Genomic DNA, 844 nt, shown 5'->3' with positions numbered 1-844 from the left:
TATCTATTAGCAGTCAATACAAAGAGAAGATAATAAGTCGGTTCTACTAATGCCAATTACTATAGCAGCTTGCTATGATTATAAAAGCAGGTTCTGTGAGCGCTAAAGCCACAGTAAGATAAATAATATATAGAAGATTATGAATCAGGGGTCAGTCTCAACACTTGATAAAAACAATGTATTTATTTAAATTTGCTTACATTCATTATCAAAGTCCATACTAGGCGACAGAGGGTTTGTGTCTTATGCTGAAGCATAAAAACCTGTATATAAAAATACTCACAAACAAGCCAATCGCTTTTTGCTTATAAACAACTATAGTTAATTGACTACATCAGACAAGGACGCTTCTATGCCACATATACAAATCAACAATGCCGATATTTATTACGAGGACAGTGCACCCAACGATCAGAATAAACCGGTCATGGTATTCGCTCATGGTCTGCTGTGGAGCTCACGAATGTATGATAAGCAGGTCGCTTATTTCAAAGAAGATTATCGCTGTATTGCTTTTGATTTTCGCGGGCAGGGACAGTCGCAGGTCACCAAAACTGGTTATGATATGGACTCTTTAACTGATGATACCATTGCGCTACTGGACACTCTTGATATTGATAGTTGCCACTTCGTAGGCTTGTCAATGGGTGGGTTTATTGGGCAACGAATCGCTATAAACCGTCCAGAACTTCTGTCCTCTTTGATACTACTTGAGACATCATCTGATCCTGAAGATCCCAAAAATGTCCCGCAGTACCGTAAACTCATTACCGCGATCCGATGGTTAGGGATGAAACGAGTCAGTAAAAAAGCGTTGCCTATTATGTTTGGCAGTAGTTTTTTG

1 protein-coding gene is annotated in these 844 nt (G+C 39.0%); it reads left to right on the top strand.

The window, feature by feature from the left end; all coding sequences use genetic code 11:
* Positions 1-352: 352 nt before the first annotated feature.
* Positions 353-844, top strand: a 492-nt coding sequence (locus tag ACS8FD_RS18660) for an alpha/beta fold hydrolase (protein ID WP_439276945.1), incomplete at its 3' end; no start/stop codon positions are given.

The organism is Psychrobacter sp. 1U2, assembly GCF_051847575.1.
Note: the sequence above shows the minus strand (reverse complement) of the source record. Positions and strands in the feature narration are given on the sequence as shown.